Raw genomic sequence first — 2,577 nt, 5'->3', positions numbered from 1 at the left:
AAGTAGCCGCTAAGTTGTCGGGCGCTCGCATCTCCGCCCAGAAAGCCCGCTTGGTCGCCGACCAGATCCGCGGGAAGAAGGTGGGCGAAGCGCTCAACCTGTTGGCCTTCAGCAGCAAAAAAGCCGCTGAAATCATGAAGAAAGTCCTCGAGTCGGCCGTTGCCAACGCCGAACACAACGAAGGCGCAGACGTTGATGACCTGAAGGTCTCCACCGTCTTCGTCAACGAAGGGCGTTCGCTGAAGCGCATCATGCCACGTGCCAAAGGCCGTGCTGATCGCATCGTCAAGCGGTCTTGCCATATCACTGTCAAGGTTGCGGACAAGTAACGGAGTCGATCAGATGGGTCAGAAAGTACATCCCACTGGCATTCGCCTGGGAATCGTCAAGGAGCACACCTCCGTCTGGTACGCAGACGGTGCTACTTACGCAGATTACCTGTTGAAGGATCTGAAAACGCGTGAGTACCTCCAAGACAAACTAAAAAGCGCGTCCGTAAGCCGTATCGATATTCATCGTCCGGCTCAAACTGCACGCATCACCATCCACACCGCTCGTCCCGGTATCGTTATCGGTAAGAAAGGTGAAGATGTCGAGAAGCTGCGTCAGGACCTGACCAAGCAGATGGGTGTGCCTGTGCACATCAACATCGAAGAGATCCGCAAGCCGGAACTCGACGCCATGCTGGTTGCGCAGAGCGTAGCTCAGCAGCTGGAACGCCGCGTAATGTTCCGTCGCGCCATGAAGCGCGCCGTACAGAACGCCATGCGTATTGGTGCCAAGGGCATCAAGATCCAGGTGAGCGGTCGTCTCGGCGGTGCTGAGATTGCTCGTACCGAGTGGTATCGCGAAGGTCGTGTGCCTCTGCACACCCTGCGTGCCGATATCGACTACAACACCTACGAAGCTCACACCACTTACGGTGTGATCGGTGTGAAGGTTTGGATCTTCAAAGGCGAAGTTATTGGTGGTCGCCAAGAAGAACTGAAACCACAAGCACCAGCGCCTCGTAAAAAAGCTGCTAAGTAAGGGGTACGCCAAATGTTGCAACCAAAGCGTACAAAATTCCGCAAGCAGATGACTGGCCACAACCGTGGTCTGGCACTGCGCGGTAGCAAAGTCAGCTTCGGCGAATTCGCCCTGAAAGCTGTTGCTCGCGGTCGCCTCACCGCCCGCCAGATCGAGTCGGCACGTCGTGCTCTGACCCGTCACGTTAAACGTGGCGGCAAGATCTGGATCCGTGTGTTCCCGGACAAGCCGATCTCCAAGAAACCTCTCGAGGTTCGTATGGGTAAAGGTAAGGGCTCCGTGGAATACTGGGTTGCCCAGATCCAGCCAGGCAAAGTCCTGTACGAGATCGAGGGTGTTTCTGAAGAGCTGGCGCGCGAAGCTTTCGCCCTGGCTGCTGCAAAGCTGCCTCTCGCCACCTCCTTTGTTAAGCGGACGGTGATGTGATGAAAGCGAATGAACTTCGTGAAAAATCTGCACAGCAACTGAATGAGCAACTGCTCGGCTTGCTGCGCGACCAGTTCAATCTGCGTATGCAGAAAGCAACTGGCCAGTTGGGGCAGTCGCACCTGCTCTCGCAAGTTAAGCGTGACATCGCTCGCGTGAAAACTGTGCTTAACCAGCAGGCAGGTAAGTGATCATGGCTGAAGCTGAAAAAACCGTCCGTACGCTGACTGGCCGTGTCGTCAGCGACAAAATGGACAAGACCATCACCGTTCTGATCGAGCGTCGCGTAAAGCACCCGATCTACGGTAAATACGTTAAGCGTTCGACTAAGCTGCACGCGCACGACGAATCCAACCAGTGCAAAATCGGCGACAAGGTTTCCATCCGTGAAACCCGTCCGCTGGCCAAGACTAAGTCCTGGGCACTGGTTGAAGTCCTCGAACGCGCTGTTGAAGTCTAAGGGCTAGGGGTCGGAGAAATTTTATGATTCAGACTCAATCCATGCTCGATGTGGCCGATAACAGCGGCGCTCGTCGCGTCATGTGCATCAAGGTACTCGGCGGTTCGCACCGTCGTTACGCTGGCATCGGTGACATCATCAAAGTAACCGTCAAGGAAGCAATTCCACGCGGTAAGGTCAAAAAAGGCCAGGTGATGACCGCTGTTGTCGTCCGTACCCGTCACGGTGTACGTCGCGCTGACGGTTCCATCATTCGTTTCGACGGCAACGCTGCTGTTCTGCTGAACACCAAGCAAGAGCCGATCGGCACTCGCATCTTCGGGCCAGTGACCCGTGAACTTCGTACTGAGAAGTTCATGAAGATCGTCTCGCTCGCCCCTGAAGTGCTGTAAGGAGATCCGACATGCAAAAGATTCGTCGTGACGACGAGATCATCGTGATCGCCGGCAAAGACAAAGGGAAGCGCGGTAAGGTGCTGAAGGTTCTCGCTGACGACCGTCTGGTCATCGGTGGTGTGAACCTGGTCAAGCGTCATACCAAGCCTAACCCGATGGCGGGCGTACAGGGCGGTATCGTCGAAAAAGAAGCGCCTCTGCACGCTTCCAACGTTGCCATCTTCAACGGCGAAACCAACAAGGCTGACCGCGTTGGTTTCAAAGTAG

Annotated in this window: 7 protein-coding genes; all 7 read left to right on the top strand. The window is 55.4% G+C overall.

Going from position 1 to position 2,577, the window contains the following annotated elements:
- On the top strand, positions 1–329 hold a 329-nt coding region (rplV, locus tag ACIQUF_RS23015), incomplete at its 5' end, for a 50S ribosomal protein L22 (RefSeq protein ID WP_403135786.1).
- A gap of 13 nt (positions 330–342) precedes the next feature.
- Positions 343–1,029, top strand: coding sequence for a 30S ribosomal protein S3 (rpsC, locus tag ACIQUF_RS23010; RefSeq protein ID WP_003255481.1), 687 nt, complete (start codon positions 343–345; stop codon positions 1,027–1,029).
- A gap of 12 nt (positions 1,030–1,041) precedes the next feature.
- On the top strand, positions 1,042–1,455 hold the full coding sequence (gene rplP / locus ACIQUF_RS23005) for a 50S ribosomal protein L16 (RefSeq protein WP_003255479.1): 414 nt from the start codon (positions 1,042–1,044) through the stop codon (positions 1,453–1,455).
- Positions 1,455–1,646 (top strand): 50S ribosomal protein L29, encoded by a 192-nt coding sequence (gene rpmC, locus ACIQUF_RS23000; protein ID WP_002555481.1) that lies wholly within the window; start codon positions 1,455–1,457, stop codon positions 1,644–1,646. Before rplP ends, rpmC begins: the two co-directional genes overlap by 1 nt.
- Before the next feature lie 2 nt (positions 1,647–1,648).
- Complete coding sequence (gene rpsQ / locus ACIQUF_RS22995) at positions 1,649–1,915, top strand: 30S ribosomal protein S17 (protein WP_008089812.1); 267 nt, start codon at positions 1,649–1,651, stop codon at positions 1,913–1,915.
- 23 nt (positions 1,916–1,938) lie between these two features.
- A complete protein-coding gene (gene rplN, locus ACIQUF_RS22990) occupies positions 1,939–2,307 on the top strand; it encodes a 50S ribosomal protein L14 (RefSeq protein WP_008089810.1) in 369 nt (122 codons plus the stop codon).
- Between the two features lie 11 nt (positions 2,308–2,318).
- Positions 2,319–2,577: 50S ribosomal protein L24 (gene rplX, locus ACIQUF_RS22985; protein ID WP_403135782.1), on the top strand; the 259-nt coding region annotated here is incomplete at its 3' end.

Source organism: Pseudomonas sp. NPDC090233 (genome assembly GCF_044772285.1).
Classification (GTDB): Bacteria; Pseudomonadota; Gammaproteobacteria; order Pseudomonadales; family Pseudomonadaceae; genus Aquipseudomonas.
This window is presented reverse-complemented; position numbering and strand designations above follow the sequence as displayed.

What these genes read in the sequence shown, in the direction of transcription:
- rpsC (WP_003255481.1), top strand. Translation starts at nt 343, where the DNA reads ATGGGTCAGAAAGTACATCCCACTGGCATTCGCCTGGGAATCGTCAAG.
- rplP (WP_003255479.1), top strand. Translation starts at nt 1,042, where the DNA reads ATGTTGCAACCAAAGCGTACAAAATTCCGCAAGCAGATGACTGGCCAC.
- rpmC (WP_002555481.1), top strand. Translation starts at nt 1,455, where the DNA reads ATGAAAGCGAATGAACTTCGTGAAAAATCTGCACAGCAACTGAATGAG.
- rpsQ (WP_008089812.1), top strand. Translation starts at nt 1,649, where the DNA reads ATGGCTGAAGCTGAAAAAACCGTCCGTACGCTGACTGGCCGTGTCGTC.
- rplN (WP_008089810.1), top strand. Translation starts at nt 1,939, where the DNA reads ATGATTCAGACTCAATCCATGCTCGATGTGGCCGATAACAGCGGCGCT.